The organism is Empedobacter sp. 225-1, assembly GCF_030328185.1.
Lineage (GTDB): Bacteria > Bacteroidota > Bacteroidia > Flavobacteriales > Weeksellaceae > Empedobacter > Empedobacter stercoris.
This window is the reverse complement of sequence record NZ_JACALO010000003.1, coordinates 1-19,526: the sequence shown is the minus strand read 5'-3', so window position 1 is coordinate 19,526 and position 19,526 is coordinate 1. Positions and strand designations below refer to the sequence as shown.

General features: G+C 30.0%; 21 protein-coding genes. 12 read left to right on the top strand and 9 right to left on the bottom strand.

Features of this window, described 5'->3' with window-relative positions; genetic code table 11:
• Window positions 1–6 precede the first annotated feature (6 nt).
• A complete protein-coding gene (gene porD, locus HX088_RS01490) occupies window positions 7–915 on the top strand; it encodes a type IX secretion system protein PorD (protein ID WP_225540013.1) in 909 nt (302 codons plus the stop codon).
• Complete coding sequence (recN, locus tag HX088_RS01485; RefSeq protein ID WP_286483067.1) at window positions 916–2,574, top strand: DNA repair protein RecN; 1,659 nt, start codon at window positions 916–918, stop codon at window positions 2,572–2,574.
• A 70-nt stretch (window positions 2,575–2,644) separates the two neighbouring features.
• On the opposite strand, the gene HX088_RS01480 is transcribed toward recN, so the two are convergent.
• Both HX088_RS01480 and HX088_RS01475 read right to left on the bottom strand, forming a co-directional pair.
• A complete protein-coding gene (locus HX088_RS01480; protein ID WP_260543140.1) occupies window positions 2,645–3,517 on the bottom strand; it encodes a nucleoside phosphorylase in 873 nt (290 codons plus the stop codon).
• A gap of 65 nt (window positions 3,518–3,582) precedes the next feature.
• The gene (locus HX088_RS01475) at window positions 3,583–3,912 is read right to left on the bottom strand and encodes a translation initiation factor (protein WP_171622115.1); all 330 of its coding nucleotides are present in this window, start codon (window positions 3,910–3,912) and stop codon (window positions 3,583–3,585) included.
• 96 nt (window positions 3,913–4,008) lie between these two features.
• Between HX088_RS01475 and HX088_RS01470 the strand changes: the two genes are divergently transcribed.
• The 6 genes from HX088_RS01470 to HX088_RS01445 all read left to right on the top strand — a co-directional run bounded on the left by HX088_RS01470 (window position 4,009) and on the right by HX088_RS01445 (window position 7,698).
• Complete coding sequence (locus tag HX088_RS01470) at window positions 4,009–4,224, top strand: hypothetical protein (protein ID WP_171622114.1); 216 nt, start codon at window positions 4,009–4,011, stop codon at window positions 4,222–4,224.
• A gap of 65 nt (window positions 4,225–4,289) precedes the next feature.
• A complete protein-coding gene (locus tag HX088_RS01465) occupies window positions 4,290–4,643 on the top strand; it encodes a YkvA family protein (protein WP_286483061.1) in 354 nt (117 codons plus the stop codon).
• Between the two features lie 162 nt (window positions 4,644–4,805).
• On the top strand, window positions 4,806–5,267 hold the full coding sequence (locus HX088_RS01460) for a MaoC family dehydratase (protein WP_171622112.1): 462 nt from the start codon (window positions 4,806–4,808) through the stop codon (window positions 5,265–5,267).
• 92 nt (window positions 5,268–5,359) lie between these two features.
• A complete protein-coding gene (gene miaA, locus HX088_RS01455; RefSeq protein ID WP_284583681.1) occupies window positions 5,360–6,274 on the top strand; it encodes a tRNA (adenosine(37)-N6)-dimethylallyltransferase MiaA in 915 nt (304 codons plus the stop codon).
• A 3-nt stretch (window positions 6,275–6,277) separates the two neighbouring features.
• A complete protein-coding gene (locus HX088_RS01450) occupies window positions 6,278–6,769 on the top strand; it encodes a 3'-5' exonuclease (RefSeq protein ID WP_171622110.1) in 492 nt (163 codons plus the stop codon).
• A gap of 161 nt (window positions 6,770–6,930) precedes the next feature.
• The gene (locus HX088_RS01445) at window positions 6,931–7,698 is read left to right on the top strand and encodes an isocitrate lyase/PEP mutase family protein (RefSeq protein ID WP_171622109.1); all 768 of its coding nucleotides are present in this window, start codon (window positions 6,931–6,933) and stop codon (window positions 7,696–7,698) included.
• A 50-nt stretch (window positions 7,699–7,748) separates the two neighbouring features.
• Here HX088_RS01445 and HX088_RS01440 read toward each other — a convergent pair whose 3' ends face one another.
• The 5 genes from HX088_RS01440 to HX088_RS01420 all read right to left on the bottom strand — a co-directional run bounded on the left by HX088_RS01440 (window position 7,749) and on the right by HX088_RS01420 (window position 10,282).
• Complete coding sequence (locus HX088_RS01440; protein ID WP_171622108.1) at window positions 7,749–8,075, bottom strand: DUF493 family protein; 327 nt, start codon at window positions 8,073–8,075, stop codon at window positions 7,749–7,751.
• A gap of 106 nt (window positions 8,076–8,181) precedes the next feature.
• Window positions 8,182–8,508 (bottom strand): DMT family transporter, encoded by a 327-nt coding sequence (locus HX088_RS01435; RefSeq protein WP_171622107.1) that lies wholly within the window; start codon window positions 8,506–8,508, stop codon window positions 8,182–8,184.
• 73 nt (window positions 8,509–8,581) lie between these two features.
• Window positions 8,582–9,142 carry a Crp/Fnr family transcriptional regulator gene (locus HX088_RS01430; RefSeq protein ID WP_171622106.1) on the bottom strand — a complete coding sequence of 187 codons (561 nt, stop codon included), beginning with the start codon at window positions 9,140–9,142 and terminating at the stop codon, window positions 8,582–8,584.
• Between the two features lie 494 nt (window positions 9,143–9,636).
• The gene (locus HX088_RS01425) at window positions 9,637–10,038 is read right to left on the bottom strand and encodes a hypothetical protein (protein ID WP_286483057.1); all 402 of its coding nucleotides are present in this window, start codon (window positions 10,036–10,038) and stop codon (window positions 9,637–9,639) included.
• A complete protein-coding gene (locus tag HX088_RS01420; protein WP_171622104.1) occupies window positions 10,028–10,282 on the bottom strand; it encodes a hypothetical protein in 255 nt (84 codons plus the stop codon). The genes HX088_RS01425 and HX088_RS01420 overlap by 11 nt, the downstream gene beginning before the upstream one ends.
• 119 nt (window positions 10,283–10,401) lie before the next feature.
• Here HX088_RS01420 and ligA point away from each other — a divergent pair, with 119 nt between their 5' ends.
• Together ligA and HX088_RS01410 are read left to right on the top strand one after the other, a co-directional pair.
• Complete coding sequence (gene ligA, locus HX088_RS01415; RefSeq protein WP_171622103.1) at window positions 10,402–12,396, top strand: NAD-dependent DNA ligase LigA; 1,995 nt, start codon at window positions 10,402–10,404, stop codon at window positions 12,394–12,396.
• Window positions 12,396–12,953 carry a hypothetical protein gene (locus HX088_RS01410; RefSeq protein WP_225542006.1) on the top strand — a complete coding sequence of 186 codons (558 nt, stop codon included), beginning with the start codon at window positions 12,396–12,398 and terminating at the stop codon, window positions 12,951–12,953. The genes ligA and HX088_RS01410 overlap by 1 nt, the downstream gene beginning before the upstream one ends.
• A gap of 56 nt (window positions 12,954–13,009) precedes the next feature.
• Here the strand turns inward: HX088_RS01410 and HX088_RS01405 are convergent, their stop codons facing one another.
• A complete protein-coding gene (locus HX088_RS01405) occupies window positions 13,010–14,047 on the bottom strand; it encodes a fatty acid desaturase (RefSeq protein WP_286483047.1) in 1,038 nt (345 codons plus the stop codon).
• 243 nt (window positions 14,048–14,290) lie between these two features.
• Here HX088_RS01405 and HX088_RS01400 point away from each other — a divergent pair, with 243 nt between their 5' ends.
• Both HX088_RS01400 and hemL read left to right on the top strand, forming a co-directional pair.
• Window positions 14,291–17,737 (top strand): AAA domain-containing protein, encoded by a 3,447-nt coding sequence (locus tag HX088_RS01400; RefSeq protein ID WP_286483045.1) that lies wholly within the window; start codon window positions 14,291–14,293, stop codon window positions 17,735–17,737.
• 63 nt (window positions 17,738–17,800) lie between these two features.
• Window positions 17,801–19,084, top strand: coding sequence for a glutamate-1-semialdehyde 2,1-aminomutase (gene hemL, locus HX088_RS01395; protein WP_260543155.1), 1,284 nt, complete (start codon window positions 17,801–17,803; stop codon window positions 19,082–19,084).
• A gap of 58 nt (window positions 19,085–19,142) precedes the next feature.
• Here hemL and HX088_RS01390 read toward each other — a convergent pair.
• Window positions 19,143–19,526 (bottom strand): IS3 family transposase (locus tag HX088_RS01390; RefSeq protein WP_286483040.1); only part of this gene is annotated, 384 nt, incomplete at its 5' end.

Sequence of the window (19,526 nt, the reverse complement as noted above, 5' to 3'; positions counted from 1 at the left end):
AATATAATGAAGAAATTAGCCTCAATTTTCTTTTCAACATGTTTAGCTGTTTCTGCTTTTTCCCAGAATCTTATTGCTGATGTTAAAGTTGATTATTCAATGGTTCAGGGTTCAAATACACAAATGTATCAAACCTTAGAAAAATCACTGACAACCTTTATTAATTCTACTAAATGGACAAATGATCGACTAAAAACATACGAAAGAATTGAAGCTAGTTTCGTTATAAACATTAAAGAAAGAGAAGGAAATCGACTAAAAGGATCTATTTTGGTTCAATCTCGTCGTCCAGTTTTCAACTCTACTTATTATACACCTGTTCTTAATTTATCAGATGATAATTTCACATTCCAATACCAAGAATTCGAAGAATTAATATTCAATGATCGTAAATTCAGTGGTAAAAATTTAACAGATGTGATAACATATTATGTGTATTTAGTATTAGGTTATGATGCAGATACTTTTACAAAAGAAGGTGGTACTGAATATTTCAAAATGGCGAAGAAAATTGCTGACTTTGGTCAAACGAATAATAATTTTTCTGGTTGGAGCGAAATGGACGGTTTAAAATCTCGTACATCATTAATTAACAATATTCTAAAATCCGACAACTCAACTTTACGTAACATCACTTATCAATACCACAGAAATGGATTGGATATTATGGCAGAAAATGAGTTGAGAGGTAAAAACGCGATCGGAAATACCTTGTTACAATTAGAATTTTACCAAAGAGGAAATTATTCTCAATTTTATCCTTTAGAACTTTTCTTAACAGCAAAAAATAGCGAAATTAGTCAGGTATTTACAGGTGGACAAACGTCATCAGTGAATATCGAAAAATTAAAAGAAATTTTAAATTCTATCGCTCCAAAGTACAACGATACGTATTGGAATAAAATGAAAAAGTAAATGTTAAGAACACTTCGCGTTAATAATTTTGCAATTATCGATCAATTAGAGATTGATTTTCATCAAGGAATGACAACAATCACTGGTGAAACCGGTGCTGGTAAATCTATTCTTTTAGGTGCTTTGAAATTGGTTTTAGGTGAACGTGCTGACTTAAAAGCATTGAAAAATGCGGATGAAAAATGTATTATTGAAGCAATTTTTAATATTAAAGATCTTGAATTGAATGATTTTTTTGAAGAATATGATTTAGATTATGAAGACGAATCTATTCTTCGAAGAGAATTGTTACCTTCAGGAAAATCACGTGCTTTTATCAATGACACCCCTGTAAAAGTCTCTATTTTACAAGAATTATCTGAATTATTGATCGATATACATTCTCAATTTAATACACCAAAAATTTTCGAAGCTGATTTTCAATTATCGATGTTGGATATTTACGGAGAAAATAAAGAATTGTTAAAAGAGTATAAAAAAGTATTCAATCAATATATTTCGACCAAGAAAAAAATAAAAGATGCGCAGAATTCACTCGAAAATCAATCACAGGATTTAGAATACAAATTGCATTTATGGGAAGAATTAAACAATGCATCTCTTAAACATGATGAGTTAGAACATTTAGAATTCGAAATAAAATCATTAACAAATGTTGAAGAAATCATTTCGACGTTAAATGAAACTTATCAATTTTTAGAACATCCCGAAATGGGAATTATTTCTCAATTGAACGAAGCAAGTAATAAGTTAAATAAAATTTCGGATTATAATTCTCAATACAATTCGATTTATGAGCGATTAATTTCTTCTAAAATTGAATTACAAGATATTTCTGGAGAAATGAGTCATTTGATCGAATCTACAGAAATTAATCCAGAACGTTTACAAGAAATCACAGATCGTTTCGATTTGATTCATAAATTATTACGCAAACACAATGTAATCACCATTGAAGAATTAATTATTAAACGAGATGAATTAGAAAGTCAAACTTCTGGTTTTGATAATTTAAGTGATTTAATTATTCACTTAACGAAAGAATTAAATGCGATTTCAGAAAAGTTAGATAAACAAGCTTTAAAAATTAGAAAAAATAGATTCTCATCAATTGAAATTATTCGAAAAAACATTTTGAATACTTTATCACAATTGGGAATGGAAAATTCGCAATTAACGATTCAACTCAACGAAACTTTAGATTTTACAGTAACTGGAAAAGATGAAGTGTTGTTTTTATTTTCTGCAAATAAAGGAATGGAACCACGTATTTTCGAAAAATCTGTATCAGGTGGTGAACGTTCGAGATTGATGTTAGCAATCAAAAAATTATTGGCCACGCATCAACATTTACCAACATTAATTTTAGATGAAATTGATACTGGAATTTCAGGTAAAGTTGCAAACGAAACAGGAAAAGTAATGCAGTCGATGGCTGATAATATGCAACTTTTAGTGATTACACATTTACCACAAGTTGCTTCTAAAGGAAATTATCAATTAAAAGTTTACAAAGAAGTGGTTGAAGAAACGACACAAACAAATGTGATTGAACTATCTCAGCAACAGCGCTTAGAAGAAATTGCTCAAATGATTTCTGGATCAGAATTAACAGAAGCCGCGATCAATCAAGCAAAAGAATTAATGAATTTAAATTAAAATATAATTATCTTCTACAATAAAAGCTCGAGACTATTCTCGAGCTTTTCTATTCTATTATTGTTATTTATTACTTTGTTAATCTTTCCAAAGAATACTCGATCATTGCATCGACCGTTTTGTAAGAATCTGTACTAAATTCACCTAAAATTCTGTTCGCTACAATTGCATTCACCGATAAAGCTTCATGTCCCATCATCGCTGCTAACCCATAAATTGCAGAAGTTTCCATTTCAAAATTAGAAATTCTTAATCCATTAAGGTTAAAAGAAGTCAAACGTTCGTTGATATCAGCAGGGTTAGGTTGCAATCTCAAAAAGCGACCTTGAGGTCCATAAAATCCACATGCTGTAGCTGTTATTCCTTGAATTGTTTTTTCTGATGCTAATTTATTTAGTAAAGTTTCAGATCCTCCAACTAAATAAGGTCGTGCTTTATTTGGTGACCAATCTACATGTTTGATAAAAGCATCTTCAATCTCTTTATTCATCACAGCTTCACTTCCAACATAATAATGCAAAAGACCATCTAAACCTAATCCGTGAGAACCAATTACAAAACTATCTACAGGAATATCTTCTTGCAAAGCTCCTGAAGTACCTAAACGAACAAATGATAATTTTCTGAAATCTTTTTTAATCTCTCCAGTTTCCAAATCAATATTTGCCAACGCATCTAATTCAGAGAAAACAATATCAATATTATCTGTTCCCATTCCTGTCGAAATAACCGTTAAACGTTTCCCGTTCAACATTCCTGTATGTGTAACAATCTCCCTTTTAGAAGTGATATGCTCTATGGTGTCAAAATGTCTTGACACTTTTTCAACTCGATTTGGATCACCAACTGTTATAATTGTATCAGCTAAATGTTCTGGTTTTATATTACAATGGTAAATGCTTCCGTCTGCATTTAAAACTAATTCTGATGCTGCTTTACTCATGATTTTAAAATTAAAAATAAGGATACAATATACAATCTTTATCTGTAATAATGGTAAAGAATTTATTAACCACCTACCCTTTTCACTTTAAATCCTTTATCCTTCAAGTAAGACATTATTTTATCGCGATAATCTCCTTGTATAATGATCGAATCGTCTTTGAAACTGCCTCCAACCCCCAAAAAGACCTTTATTTCTTTGGCCAATTGTTTAAAATCTTCGTCCGCTCCCGTGTACCCTTCTATTACAGTGGTAGGTTTTCCTTTACGTTTTTCGTATTTACATATCAATGGATCATCTTGCATCCATAATTCATTTTCAACCTCTTGATTTTCTTCTGGTTCTGCGATATGATCAGGAAATAAATTTTTTAATTGGTCGTGTAAATCGTTCATTTATATTCTGTATTATACAAACAAAGATAATATTATCTCTTAAGAACTCCTTAGAAAACCTTTATTTTGTAAATTTACGCCGCAAAGAAAATGATCATGAATAAACTAGAAATTTCGAAAGAAATCAATTATAAAGGAAATACAAAAAAAATTACGGTTGCTATAGAACAGTTACCTCCATTTAATCCAGCAACAATGGATAAAGTAAAGTATGAAGAAACCGAAAAAACATTGTATTTATTGGCTGAAGAAAAGTTTGAAAACCAGAAATTTGAATGGATTTTTTCAATTGAACAAGATTTACAAAAATAGTTTACAACTAAATATTGGCATGTACTTTGTAATACATAATACGTTTTTAAAACATATTTTGTAAAATGAAAAAATCAAAATTCTTTAAAGTCGCTAGTGGTGCTGCAATGGCAGCTCAAAATGACAAATCTTTCTTCGAAAAAGTGAAAGCATTTTTTGCAATGCTAAGCGATTTCAGAAAAGGTAACTACAAACCTGACATGAAAAATATTGTTTTAGGTTTATTGGCAACTTTATATATAATTTCTCCAATTGATTTTATTCCAGAAGCACTTTTAGGACCTTTTGGTTTAATAGATGACCTTGGGATTTTACTTTTTGGAATGAAATATTTCAATAAAGAAGTCTTAAAATATTTATCTTGGAAATCAACACAGCAAGTTTATGCAAATGTAGAAGATGCAGAGATTGTAGATTAAAACTATTAAATAAATCAAAATCAATCCGATTCTTAAATTTAAGAATCGGATTTTTTATACTTATTATTCATGCATAATTATTGTTAGATGAATATTTATTTTTCTGCCGATTATTCATTAGATTTGAACAATTAGAATACTAAAAACAAAAAAACCTGAATAATGGTAATTATTAATAATTTCGATGAGTACAAAGCTTTCGAAGGAAAAGAAATCGGAAAATCAGATTGGCACATTATAACACAAGAACAAATCAATCGCTTTGCTGATGCAACTTTAGATCATCAATGGATTCATACAGATCCAGAAAAAGCTGCTAATGAAGGTCCTTTCAAAAAAACAATTGCTCATGGTTATTTAACACTTTCTTTGATTCCTCATTTATGGGATCAAATTGCAGAAGTTCGAAATATCAAAATGTTAATCAATTACGGGATTGAGAATTTAAAATTTGGACAAGCTGTTTTAGTAGATAGCGAAGTAAGATTAACAGCTAAATTAAAAAAGATAACTGACTTAAGAGGAATTGCAAAAGTCGTAATTGAAGCTAACTTCGAAATTAAAGACAATCCAAAACCTGCTTATACAGCAGATGTAGTTTTTCTATATCACTTCAACAACTAATTTTTTATATCATACACAAAGCTTCTATTTTCTAATAGAAGCTTTTTCTTTTCATAAAATATCGAAGTATCTTGCGCTTGATATAGTAAAGCATGCAAAATATTCAAAAAAATAAAACGTTAATTTCTGTTGTTGGTCCAACTGCAATTGGTAAAACGAATTTGGCTATAGCGGTTGCAAAACATTTTCAGTCCGAAATTATTTCGTGTGATAGCCGACAATTTTTCAAAGAAATGAAAATAGGAACAGCTGTTCCCTCAAACGAAGAATTGGCTCAAGTAAAACATCATTTTATTCAAAATATTTCTATTTACGAAAAATATTCAGTTGGTGATTTTGAACGAGATGGATTGTTATTTTTAGATAACTACTTCAAAACAAATGATATTTGTGTGATGGTTGGTGGATCTGGTTTATATGAAAAAGCCATTACAGTTGGTTTTGATACTTTTCCAGAGGTAGATCCTGCTATTCGAGAAAAATTGAATGATGAATTAGAAGAGTTTGGAATCGAAAAGTTACAAAAAGAATTAGAACAGGTAGATCCTAAATACTTTAACGAAGTCGATATTTTCAATAAACAACGCGTTACACGAGCCTTAGAAATTTACCGATCTTCTGGACAACCTTTCTCACAATTCAGAAATAATAATTTAGGCAAACGTCCATTTAACATAATAAAAATTGGTTTAGAACTTCCTCGCGAAGAAATGTACGATCGCATTAATCGTCGCGTTGACATTATGATGAACGAAGGTTTGTTGAATGAAGCTAAATTGTTGTTTCATTTGAAAGAATTAAATGCTTTACAAACTGTTGGTTACCGAGAATTATTTGATTCTTTTGATGAAAAAATAACATTAGATTTTGCAATAGATGAAATCAAAAAGAATACAAGACGATTTGCAAAACGTCAAATGACATGGTTTAAAAAAGATGAAAAAGTTAATTGGTTTTCTCCTTTTGAAACCGAAAAAATAATCAATTTTATCACATCAAATTTATAATCTATGGAAAATTTTGTTGCAATTGATTTCGAAACTGCTAATAATTATCGCAATTCAGCTTGTGCAGTTGGAATCGTTACTGTAACTGATAATGTGGTTACAGACGAGTACTACACGCTAATTCAACCACCTCTTAATCAATATAATTACCACAATATTTTGGTACATGGTATTCGCCCAGAAGATACAATTGATGCACCAACATTTGACGATATCTATTTTGAAATTAAACACCGTTTACAAAATCAAATTGTAGTTGCGCATAATGAAGCTTTTGATCGTTCTGTTCTAAAACATACAATGGAATTCTATGGTTTAAACTATTCACAACTTAATCTTTCTGATCGTTGGGAATGTACTTATAGAATTTTTAAATTGAAAGGAATCAAACCAACTAAACTATCAGATTGTGCTAGAAAATTTAATTTACAACTGAATCATCATGAAGCATTATCCGATGCAAAAGTTTGCGCACAATTATATTTACTAAAGTAATTTTCAATTTAAATACATTTACACTGTTTAATATATTAATATTATAATACGGATATTCAACACTTTATTCAATTACAAATATTTGCAAACATTTACAAGTGTTTGTAATTGAATAAATGAACGATTATTGATGTATTCTTTGAAACACAAAAAATAGTATTATGTCTTTAGAAAATTTCAAGAAATTGCATAACCAAAATTACCCACTTGTTATTGCAAATGTGTGGGATATTATAAGTGCAAAAGCTGCCGAAGAAGCCGGTTTTTTAGCTGTAGGCACTTCGAGTCATGCCATTGCCAATATGTTAGGTTATGAAGATGGTCAAAATATTTCGTTTTATGAAATGTTGTATATAATCGAACGGATTTCAAAATCTACATCACTTTTAGTTTCAGCAGATATCGAAAGTGGTTTTACTGAGGATTTAGAAACGTTGAATGATTATATCGAAAAATTAGTTGATGCTGGTGTTGTCGGAATCAATTTAGAGGATGGAAATACAGATGATGATAATCGAAAATTATCCAATCAAATTGTGCTCGAAAAAAAGATTAAATCTATTAAGGAATATTTAAATTCAAAAAATAAAGATATTTTCATTAATGCCAGAATTGATACTTATACAACAAAAGTTGAAAATCCTTTAGAAGAAACTTTAAAAAGAGCCAAATTATACAAAGAAGCTGGTGCGGACGGAATTTTTGTTCCTTTGATTGAAGAAAAATCTGATATCGAAAATGTAATTAATCAAATTGAATTACCGTTAAATATCTTTATTACACCAAAATTAAGTTCATATAAGATAATTAGCGAATTAGGTGTTCATCGCATTTCGAGTGGAAATAAAGTTCATCAAAAAGTGACAGATTTTACGAATGAATTTTTCAAAGAATTATTAGAATCAAAAGATTTTTCTAAATTATTGTAACTCCCCTACTCTTTCCAAAAAACATAAAAGGTTGCATCTGCAACCTTTTATTATAGCATGATTACGCCTTCTATTTTAGCAATCTCTTTGTAATAATTGATCACAGTTTCTGAATCAATAACATAAAGTTTAATCGAAATTGACGTATATTTTCTGTTTTTCGAAGCTTTGTATTCGTATTCTGCATTTGTTCCTGCATAAACATCTTTTATTTTTTTCATTGTTTCTTCGTTTGAAGGGTAAATGAATTTGAATAAATAATCTGCTGGAAATTTCTGAACATCATCTAATCTTTCTCTAAATTTTGCATAAAAATCTTGCTCATTGTGAAAGCTATCAGGAATTTCTTCGAAACTATAATCTCTATTATTGTTCATATGTATATTTTGAAGGTATTAATTCAAAAACAATACCACTTCATTTTAATGAAAAAACCTTGTAATATTCAGCCATATTGGCAGACAAACACACGTATAAAACATTTTAATTTGATACAAATTTCAGCCCAACAATTGAACTAATTAAAGTGAAAATAAAAAATATTCGCCAAAAATTTGCGGGTTCTTTAAATACAAATATTCCAACTAACACAGTTCCAACCGCTCCAATTCCAGTCCAAACTGCATAAGCTGTACCTAAAGGTAAAGTCTGTGTCGCCTTAATCAGCAAAAACATACTAGCAACTAAACAGACTCCAAATATGCCATACCACATATACATTTCAGAACCAGTGGTTTCTTTCGCTTTTCCTAAAGATGAAGTGAAACCAACTTCGAACAATCCACCTAAAATCAATAAAATCCAATTCATTTTGTTTATATTTTTCGCAAAGATGAATCAGAAAATTAAACTATTTTTTTACAAATGTTAAAAAATTATTCAGTTATATTTCGGCACGAATACGGCTTAAAGTCACTTGAGAAATACCTAAATACGATGCAATATATCCCAACTGAACACGGTTAATTAAACTTGGAGTTTCAATTAATAACTTTCTGTAACGGTCTGTAGCTGTTCCAACTTGTCTCGAAATAAATCGTTCTTCTGTTTTGATTAATTCGTTTTCGGCTAATTTTCGTCCCCAATTAGCTATTTCCAAATTGGTTAAATAAAACTCTTGTAAATCTGCAATTTTTATTTCGTACAATTCACAATCTTCTATCGTTTCTATCGTCTCGTAACTCGTTTTATTTTCCACATAACTTCTCATAGACAAAATAGAATCACCTTCTTTTCCAAACCAAAATGTCAATTCTTTCCCATCATCAATCGTATAGGCTCTAACAATTCCTTTTTTAATGAAATAAACTTTCTTTTCTATTTTATCAGCATTTAAAAAAGAATAGTTTTTAGGGAAATTTATTAATTCAATTTTATCAATTAGTTGATGAAGCGAAATTGATGATATTGGTGAAATTTGAGTCAGAATTTGTTCTATTTCCATATAAAAGAATGAAAGGTAAAAATAAACAAAAAACTCAACCTAAATCTTAAGTTGAGTTATTGAAATTAAATTAACACATGAAATCTACTAATATAAATAGATTCGTTTTTATAGTATTTTAAGTGGCTATTTTTATAATCTCCATAGTTTTAATAGAGATTAATATTTTATCAAATTTAATAAATTTTTATAAATAAAAAAATATTACTCCATTTATTTGATAGAGTTATTTCTGTGATTATTCAATAAATATATAGAGAAAATATTGTATATTACCTAATGTGTATCGAGGAATAATTATCATATTCGGAATAAAATGTAAAAACCTTCCAAAATAGGTATTTTTAAAGCACTTTTAACCGACTTTTTTAATGAAATACGCTAAATATCTCAATTAAATTAATTATATATAAATTATAAGAATATATTTTTAAATTGTATCTAATCGTTATCGAGAACAAATTATCATATTCATAATACAGAAAAAGTCAAACTTAAATAGTTTGACTTTTTAAAACATTTCGTTTATAATGATAAATGACCATAAAAATAGATGAAAGTAACCAAACCCAATATCCAAAAAGTGGATAATTGTACTCGTGAACTTCCAACATATTCAATTCTGTGAAATGATTTATTCCATAAAATGACATTAATATCGGTGTTAAAAAACTTGTATATAAACTTGCTTTTTTTCGATAAAAAATCCAAGAAAACAATAAGGTGAAATTACCTAACCAACAATAAAAATCTACATACGGAAATGTCATCCAACCTAAATAAGCATAAACATAACCAAAATAACCTTCTGCATCTTCAAACACAAAATGTACAGGCAAGATTAAACTCCCTAAATAGGAAAAGATACTTGCGTATAAAAATAGATTATTTTTCAAATTTGCTTTCAATTTTATGGATTTGTTTTTCAAGTTTCAAATTTTCTTTTTTCAATTTATTCTTAGGGCTAAACATAGCATAAGCCAATAAGCCTACTCCAATACCTACAATTGCACCAATTTTTTGATCTTTATTAATTGCTTTCGAAATCGCAATTCCTGCTGCAGCTCCAGTTGTGACAATAGAAACTGTGTTTTCAAATTCCTTTGATTTAGTATCTAAAACTTCTAATAAATTATTCATACTTAATTATTTTCAATATACCCTTCAATAAATATTCCTAAATATAAATCATTCCAAATTATTTTAAAAATTGTTCGTCTAAATTCAAGTGTTTATCTTTGTTCTGTAACATTTTTAGAATGGAAATTCAAGATAAAATTTTAGCTTTAAGAGAAGAGCTTACTCAGCATAATTATAATTATTACGTTTTAGATAAACCGACGATTTCTGATTTCGAATTTGATTTGAAATTAAAAGAATTAAAACGTTTAGAAGACGAGAATCCTTTGTTTTTTGATATTAATTCCCCTACTCAACGAGTTGGAGGCATGGTGACAAAAAACTTTCCAACCATTGCACACGAATTTAGAATGTATTCGTTGGATAACTCGTACTCAGTAGAAGATTTACAAGACTGGGAAAAAAGAATTGAAAAGACGCTTGACGAAGCTGTAGAATTCGTTTGTGAATTGAAATACGATGGTGCTTCAATTTCTATTTTATACGAAAATGGTGAGTTAACTCAGGCTGTAACACGTGGAGATGGAACACAAGGTGATGAAATCACGAATAATATTCGTACCATACAATCTGTTCCTTTAAAATTGAAAGGTAATTATCCCGAACGTTTTTTTATGCGTGGAGAGATTACTATACCGCTAAATAAATTTGCAGCTATTAACGAAGAACGCGCTCAAAATGGATTAGAATTGTATGCAAATCCTCGTAATACCGCCTCAGGTTCATTGAAATTACAAGATAATACCGAAGTTGCTAAACGTGGTTTGCAATGCTTTCCGTATTATTTTATTGGAAATAATTTGCCGTATTCTACGCAATGGGAAATGCTACAAGCCGCGGATGAGTTAGGATTTAAAATTCCGCATACATCTAAATTATGTACTTCCTTGGAAGAAGTTTTAGCTTTTGTTGACTATTGGGATATCGAACGTAAAAATTTGCCCTATGAAACGGATGGAATTGTAATTAAAGTCAATTCTTTTTCACAACAAGATGAATTAGGTTATACTGCAAAATCACCACGCTGGGCGATGGCCTATAAATTTAAAGCAGAAGCTGCTGAGACTGAATTATTAAGTATTGATTATCAAGTTGGACGCACAGGAGCAATTACGCCAGTAGCTAATCTTTCACCTGTTTCGTTGGCTGGTACAATTGTAAAACGTGCATCTGTTCATAATGAAGACATCATCAAAAAATTGGATATCCGCATTGGCGATATAGTTTATGTTGAAAAAGGTGGAGAAATTATTCCAAAAATAGTAGGTGTCAATACAGACGTACGTCAACCTGGAACGGAAGAAATAGAGTTTATTAAAGAATGTCCTTCTTGTGGAACAGAACTAATTCGAAACGAAGGCGAAGCACAACATTATTGTCCAAACGAAAATGGTTGTGAACCACAGATTATTGGAAAATTAGAGCATTTTGTTTCGAGAAAAGCAATGGATATTGAAAGCATTGGTGCTGAAACTGCAGTTTTATTACACAACGCAAATTTACTCAACAATATTGCTGATTTTTATACCTTACAAAAAGAAGCTATTTTACCTTTGGATAGAATGGCCGAAAAATCGGCTCAGAATATTATTACATCTGTTGAAAAATCGAAAGAACAACCTTTCGAAAAAGTATTATATGCCATCGGAATTCGTCATGTTGGTGAAACGGTTGCGAAGAAATTAGTCAAACACTTTCAGAATATTGACCGACTAATGCAAGCTACTATGGAAGAATTGGTTGCTGTACCAGATGTTGGAGAAAAAATTGCTTTTTCAATCAAAGAATATTTTAAAGAAGAACAACATCAAAATCTAATTCAACGTTTACGTGATTATGGATTAAATTTTGAAATTGGTGAAGAAGCAAAACCATTATCCAATTCATTAGAAGGGAAAACATTTTTGTTTACGGGAAGTTTAACCAAATTTACACGAAACGAAGCACAGAAAATGGTAGAAGACCATGGAGGAAAAAATATTTCGGCTGTTTCTAAAAATTTAAATTTCTTAGTTGCTGGAGATAAAGCAGGTAGTAAATTAAAAAAAGCTGAGGAAATTGGAACTGTAGTGGTCTTGACAGAAGATGAATTTTTAACCATGATAAAAAGCTAATGGAATCTGGATTAATTGCTGTTATTATTTTTGGTATTGTATTATTAATTTTGGTTCCATTTATTTACTATGGACTAAGAATGGCTGGCTACAATAAAGCAGCAATGATTGTTTCGTTGGCTCTATTTTTTACAGTTGTCATTCCAATGGTAAAATATGGTTACAGAAGTCAAATGTATTCAAATGATGATTTAATAAATGATCTACATCAGGCTGGAATTGGATTCAAAGGAGAACCAAAGATTGTTTCAACAGATATTTCTGGAATCAAAAAGATGAAACAACAAACTATTCTAATTATGGACTCAACGGATATAAATATCATTATCAATCGAATAGAAACTGACCCACGTTTTGAGATTTCTCCAAAAATATTAAGCCTTAAAGAAGAGTTAGGTGCCAATGCAAGAAATAAAACAAATAGAAATTATCGTTTCAAGGATAATTATATTTTAGAAACGTACGGAATGATTGATAATTATACGATTCGTTATTCCGAACTAAAATTTAGGAAAGGAAATGATACCGTTTTCTTCAAAAAAGAAGAAGTTTATTAAACTAAAAAAAATCCGTCAACATGACGGATTTTTTTAGTTTTTGTAAGTTATAATATTTAATAATGAAAACGATTCGCTCTTTTAAACGTTCCTAAATCATTGAAACGAACACCATTTTCTTTCATTATTTTATGTGCTCTTTTTCGAGTAATATGTCGAACATAAAAAGTTTCATTCACAACAAAATGATGAATAGCATGTGTCCAGCCAAAGAAAAAACAAAACACTTGGAAAGGATATGTCCACCAAACATTTAAAATTTGTGTTTGTTCAATTACATTCCCTTTTTCTACATCACCAAAATAATGAAGGTTTGAAGTTATAAAATGCAAACAAAATTGGCGTAATAAATTAGGTAATAAAACAATATAAATAAATGGATTTAACCAATTCAACGTTGATTTTATCACTTCAGGAAATACAAAATTTGTATTAAACTTAGTAGCAAGAAAATCTAAAACTAAATCAATCGAAAAGAAATATAAAATAACATGAGATAGTATAGTCAGCGGAATTAATCCAAAAATTCCATATAATTTTAATTTATTAGCCGTTTCAAATTTTAGGTTTCCTTTGTCAACTTCAGATTTTATATCAGAAAATAAAACTTTAACACGAAAAAGATTTCCTAAAACTAAATCAGGTGTAAACAATAAACGTTTTAAAGACCATTTTTCACCATTCGTCACCCCTCTTTCTTCCACATCGTGTAATGTTCCTGAAAATCTATGGTGATGAAAATGTAAGGTTCTACGAAACCATGGATTAAGTGTTAAAGGTCTCAAAATCCAAATCCATGCTAACATAAAATTATGTACAAATTTATTGTTTTTGAAATACATAAAATGAATCAAATCATGCTCTAATTCGTGTAAAACACCAAATACGAATGCATTCACAAGAATTAAAACCCATGCTGGAATAACATTAATATACCATAAATATCCCATAAAAAGACTAACAACAACAGCGAATGTAAATATTAGTAATCCGATGGTATTCTGTTTTTTAAGTATTGGATAATCCTCTTTTAGTTCTCGATAAGATGCAGTAATTTCTCGTCTAATCTTACTGGTATGTTCTTGATGACTCATCATTTAATTTTAAACAATATCTACAAATATACTCAATACCTAACGCATAAATTGGATAGTTATGGCGAAATATATCATATTGTTTATTTTAATTTATTAAGTTAATGTAAGAATTAATAGAAATATAATTCAAATACACGATATTAAACAGATATTTTACTTACAATCATAATAGATTTGTAGAACTATTTCAAATCAAAAAAATGATATAATTATCTTTAAATTTGCTTCAAATTAATCGCCATGAATCGAGAAGAAATAGGAAATCAACTTTTAAATGAAATTTTAAATATTCAGCTTGCCAATAAACCAATCAATTCTAAATATTTAGATTTAAAGCGTTTGGTTGAAAATCTTGCCTTTGAATTAACTAAAAATGAAGCTTTACAGTTTTCTAACTTTTTCTCAAAACTTTCGTTTATCTGTAATCAATTCCAAGTTTCTACTAAAATTCATTCGTTCCGAAAAACAGCTCAACGAATTTTGAGCGAGAAATACGAACCGACTGAACACGAATATTTCACACATTATAAATATGTTGCAGAATTCATTTCTGCGATATATGAAGTAATGATTCCTTCGGAAATTATCTATTATTTTCCTGAAAAAGAATTTTATACCAATAAGATTCTGACACGAAATAGAATTAAAAAACTACGTGTTCAAATCATAGAAATAAAACGCGATTGTTTGATTTGTGATCATGAAGATAATGAAACTGAAGAAAATATTACGGTTCAAATTGATGAAGATGGCGTAAATGAACACTTTACTTCTGTTGAAAATTTTTGGGTTGGTGCACAATTAAATTTAGTGAATTCGACAATTGATGAAGAAGGAATTTATCACCCACGCTTTATCATTCTCGAACCAGATTATTTGGTTGATATTTCCGCAATTGCCGAGTGTTTTCAAGATTACGGAACATCAGAGTTGCATTATATTCAGAAGAAATACGAAGAAGCACCTAATAGCAAACATATACGATTAGGAAATTTTGCCAATGCAGTAGTCGATCATTTTTCGACTGAGAATATGGAAAAAACTGATTTCAATGAGATTTTTAAAAATGATTTTAAGAATTATCCGTTGGAATATACCGCTTGTAGTGATTTAACAAATCCTGATCATCTCAAAGAATATTACGACGAAGCGAAAGGTCATTTTAATCGTATTCAAAAAGTATTGGCAGAAGATTTTCCTACTTATGATATTTCATTAGATCGCGCCTTAATAGAACCTTCTTTTTTGTGCGAACAATATGGTATTCAAGGGCGTTTGGATTTGTTGGATATTAATCCTGAAGGAAAAAATAAGATTATAGAACTAAAATCTGGTGGTGCGCCTTTTCCGGATGATGGAAAAAGTGTCAAACCAAATCATGCAACGCAGTTGTTTTTGTATTATCAGATCATTGGTGTTTTGTATGATTTAGAGTTTAAAGATGTCACGAAAAATACTGAAGGTTATATATTCTATTCAAAAGTTTATCAAGGAAATTTACGCTTTGATGTGCCGACTTTAGCACGGGTTCAACGAATTTTTGATTTACGAAATAGAATCATCATCAACGAAAACCGATTAGCAAATCATACGTTAACAGAAATAGAATCAATTGTCTATTCAATTAAACCTGCTAATTTCATCAAACGAAAAATTCATCCTCGTTTCAAAGAAATTTTAGAAGAACAATTGGATAAATTTCTCTATTCCATAAAAAATAGTTCGTCGTTAGAAAAAGCGTATTTTTATTCGTTTACCAACTTTATTGCAAAAGAGCAATACATGGCAAAACTTGGCTTAGGACAATCAACTTCTAACAACGGTTTGGCGAGTTTGTGGTTAAATTCTTTCGAAGAAAAAAACAATAATTTTGAAATTATTTATGATTTAGAAATCGTTGAGAATTATATTTCTGATCCAAAACGAGAAATTAAATTAAAACGAACAAATCCAGCAAACGATTTTATTTCGATTCGCGAAGGTGATATCTGTATTCTTTATCCAAGAAATGAATCGAAAGATTCTGTTTTAACAAATCAGGTTTTTAAATGTACAATCAAAAGTATTTCGCGCGAATTTATTGTGTTACGTTTCCGCTATCAGCAACCCAATACACACTTTTTTGATTCGTTTGATTCTTCAGGAAAATGGGCTTTAGAGAGAGATTTTATGGACTCTTCTTTTGTTTCGATGTATCGAAATTTATATGGATTAATTCATTCTTCTAAAGTTAAAAAAGATTTAATTTTAACACAATCTGTTCCAAGAAATAATATGGATTATGATTATTTTAATGCAAATCTTTCGGATGAACAAAATCGAATTCTGAAAAAAGCACTTTCTGCAAAAGATTATTTCTTGTTGAACGGACCTCCAGGAACAGGAAAAACATCGATTATCATCAAAGAATTGGTAAAAGAAATCTATGACAACCAAAATTGTAATATTTTGCTTTTGGCATACACCAATCGTGCAGTTGATGAATTATGCGAATCGATCAATTCGGCTATTTCTGATCAAATTGAACAAAAGTTTATTCGAATAGGGAATGAACTATCTACTTCGCCAGAATTTCATCCAAATTTATTGAATAAAATTATCGAGCAAAAAGATACTGAATTAGAACAAAAAGGAGAAAAATTTTCGAGAAAAACAATTCAAGATATCGTTCAAAAACAACGTATTTTCGTTTCGACTGTTGCTTCAATTTCAAGTAAAACCGAACTACTGAAGTTAAAGAAATTTGACACGATTATCATTGATGAAGCTTCACAGATTTTAGAACCTCAAATTGTTGGAATTCTCCCAAAAACAGAGCGTTTTATTATGATTGGCGATCACAAACAATTACCAGCAATCGTTTTACAAAATCCTGAATTAGCAATGACGAATAACGAGTTGTTGGAAAATATTGGCTTAATCAATCGTAAAAACTCCATTTTTGAACGATTATATGAGTTTTGTGAACGAAACAATTACGAAAATGCGTTTGATCAACTAACCTTTCAAGGTCGAATGCACGCAGAAATTGCTGATTTTCCGAACAATTATTTTTATGAAGGAAAACTAAATGTTGCTTTTGATATTCCAAATTTGAATGATGAGATTAAGCAAAGTTTAAATCGTCAACGTGCAGATTTACAATTCGAACACCATGATGAATCAAATAACTTACATCAATTTATAATCAATAACCGTTTTGCGTTTATCAATGTTGACGAAAATCCATATTTACCATCAACAAATGTGCAAGAAGCTGATTTGATTGTCAAATTTGTGCAAGAAATTATTCATTTATACGAAATCAATCAAAAAGAATTTGATCCAAAGAAAACAATCGGAATTATTGCGCCTTTCCGTAATCAAATTGCGCTAATAAAACAAAAATTAGAATTGGCAAATATTCCAGATTACGAGCAAATTACGGTGGATACTGTTGAACGTTATCAAGGAAGTCAGCGCGATATTATTTTGTATAGTTTTGCTGTAACGTATCATTCGCAATTGAATGCATTGGTGAATATGAATGATCAAGGAAATGTAGATCGAAAACTAAATGTTGCCTTAACTCGTGCAAAAGAGCAATTATTTTTGATTGGAAATCAAACCATTTTGAAAGAAAATCAACTCATTAAAACGTTAATTGATTATTTAGAAAATAAATCTACTCATAAACTGACAATCTAATTAAAATCACTTCTTAATTCATTTAAGATTCAGTAAATTTGTGCAACTATTTTGTAAAATATTATGTTGTATCAAAGAAGTAGCGCATTATTTAAAGATGCGCAAGAATATATTCCGGGAGGTGTAAATTCTCCTGTTCGTGCATTTAAATCTGTTGGAGGAACGCCAATTTTCATCAAAAAAGCTGAAGGAGCTTATATTTATGATGAAGACGGACGTGCTTACGTAGATTATATCAACTCTTGGGGACCGATGATTATTGGACATACAGATCCACGAGTTTTGAATGCGACAGTTGAGCAAATGAAAAATGGTTTTTCTTTTGGTACACCAACTGAATTGGAAACTGAAATTGCAAAATTAATCACTTCTGTTGTGCCAAACATCGACATGATTCGTATGGTGAATTCTGGTACAGAAGCTTGTATGTCTGCAATTCGTTTAGCAAGAGGTTATACAAATCGTGATAAAATTGTAAAATTTGAAGGTTGTTACCATGGACATTCAGATTCATTTTTGATTAAAGCTGGTTCTGGTGCTGCAACTTTCGGAAATCCAAATTCTCCGGGTGTAACGCAAGGAACTGCAAAAGACACATTGTTGGCAGAATACAATAATTTGGAAGATGTAAAAGCTTTATTCGAACAAAATAAAGGCGAAATTGCGGCTATTATTGTAGAACCAATTGCAGGAAACATGGGATGTATTGTTCCAGAAAAAGGTTTCTTAGAAGGATTGAGACAAATTTGTGATGAGAATGGCGCATTATTAATTTTTGATGAAGTAATGACAGGTTTCCGTCAAGCGATGGGAGGTTCTCAAGAACGTTTAAACATCAATGCAGATATTGTAACATTTGGTAAAGTAATTGGCGGTGGTTTCCCTGTTGGTGCTTTTGCTGCTCGTCGCGAAATCATGAATCATCTTGCTCCTCTTGGCTCTGTTTATCAAGCGGGAACATTATCAGGAAATCCAATTGCGATGCGTGCGGGTATCACAACATTGAATATTATCAATAATGATAGAGCATTATTCAATAGAATTGATAACGCTACAGAAACTTTAGATGTTGAAATTTCTAAAATCTTTGCAGAAAAAGGAATTCCAAATCATATCAATCGTTTAGGGTCGATGATGTCTGTTTTCTTTACAGAGCAAACGGAAATTAAAAACTTTACAGATGTGACCAAATGTAACCACGAAAGATTCAACAAATTTTTCCATCATTTATTAACGAACGAAGTTTACATTGCTCCTTCTGGATACGAAACTTGGTTTATTTCTGATGCAATTAAAGATGCTGAAATTAATAAAACATTAGACGCTGTAAGAAGCTTCGAAGGATAAGAATAAAAAAAATGCAGTGGTTTTTAGACTGCACCCAAAAGTTTGGACAGATTAAAAATTAATAATTATAAAAATGAGTTCGATATTGTATCGGGCTCATTTTATTTAAGTTCGATTTTATTCTATCGTTATTGTAATAGTAAATGTATTGTTTTATTTCTTTTTTTAGCTCTTCAATAGAATTAAATTTTTGTAAATAAAATAGTTCCGATTTCAGTATTCCGAAGAAATTCTCGATAATAGCATTATCTAAGCAATTTCCTTTTCTACTCATACTTTGTATGATTCCTTTTTCATTTAATAAAGCCTGATATTGTTTCATTTGATATTGCCATCCTTGATCTGAATGTAATATCAAATCTTTGGTGTCTTTCGTTATTTTAAATGCCTTTTTAAGCATTTGAGTTACTTGATTAAAAACAGGTCGTTCGCTTAACTCATA

Bases quoted from the DNA above. Each gene is read 5' to 3' on its own strand.
- HX088_RS01440 (WP_171622108.1), bottom strand. From the start codon at position 8,075: ATGAACAATAATAGAGATTATAGTTTCGAAGAAATTCCTGATAGCTTT.
- recN (WP_286483067.1), top strand. From the start codon at position 916: ATGTTAAGAACACTTCGCGTTAATAATTTTGCAATTATCGATCAATTA.
- HX088_RS01405 (WP_286483047.1), bottom strand. From the start codon at position 14,047: ATGAGTCATCAAGAACATACCAGTAAGATTAGACGAGAAATTACTGCA.
- HX088_RS01410 (WP_225542006.1), top strand. From the start codon at position 12,396: ATGGAATCTGGATTAATTGCTGTTATTATTTTTGGTATTGTATTATTA.
- HX088_RS01435 (WP_171622107.1), bottom strand. From the start codon at position 8,508: ATGAATTGGATTTTATTGATTTTAGGTGGATTGTTCGAAGTTGGTTTC.
- HX088_RS01450 (WP_171622110.1), top strand. From the start codon at position 6,278: ATGGAAAATTTTGTTGCAATTGATTTCGAAACTGCTAATAATTATCGC.
- HX088_RS01470 (WP_171622114.1), top strand. From the start codon at position 4,009: ATGAATAAACTAGAAATTTCGAAAGAAATCAATTATAAAGGAAATACA.
- HX088_RS01480 (WP_260543140.1), bottom strand. From the start codon at position 3,517: ATGAGTAAAGCAGCATCAGAATTAGTTTTAAATGCAGACGGAAGCATT.
- HX088_RS01400 (WP_286483045.1), top strand. From the start codon at position 14,291: ATGAATCGAGAAGAAATAGGAAATCAACTTTTAAATGAAATTTTAAAT.
- HX088_RS01445 (WP_171622109.1), top strand. From the start codon at position 6,931: ATGTCTTTAGAAAATTTCAAGAAATTGCATAACCAAAATTACCCACTT.
- porD (WP_225540013.1), top strand. From the start codon at position 7: ATGAAGAAATTAGCCTCAATTTTCTTTTCAACATGTTTAGCTGTTTCT.
- HX088_RS01475 (WP_171622115.1), bottom strand. From the start codon at position 3,912: ATGAACGATTTACACGACCAATTAAAAAATTTATTTCCTGATCATATC.
- HX088_RS01460 (WP_171622112.1), top strand. From the start codon at position 4,806: ATGGTAATTATTAATAATTTCGATGAGTACAAAGCTTTCGAAGGAAAA.
- miaA (WP_284583681.1), top strand. From the start codon at position 5,360: ATGCAAAATATTCAAAAAAATAAAACGTTAATTTCTGTTGTTGGTCCA.
- HX088_RS01430 (WP_171622106.1), bottom strand. From the start codon at position 9,142: ATGGAAATAGAACAAATTCTGACTCAAATTTCACCAATATCATCAATT.
- ligA (WP_171622103.1), top strand. From the start codon at position 10,402: ATGGAAATTCAAGATAAAATTTTAGCTTTAAGAGAAGAGCTTACTCAG.
- hemL (WP_260543155.1), top strand. From the start codon at position 17,801: ATGTTGTATCAAAGAAGTAGCGCATTATTTAAAGATGCGCAAGAATAT.
- HX088_RS01420 (WP_171622104.1), bottom strand. From the start codon at position 10,282: ATGAATAATTTATTAGAAGTTTTAGATACTAAATCAAAGGAATTTGAA.
- HX088_RS01465 (WP_286483061.1), top strand. From the start codon at position 4,290: ATGAAAAAATCAAAATTCTTTAAAGTCGCTAGTGGTGCTGCAATGGCA.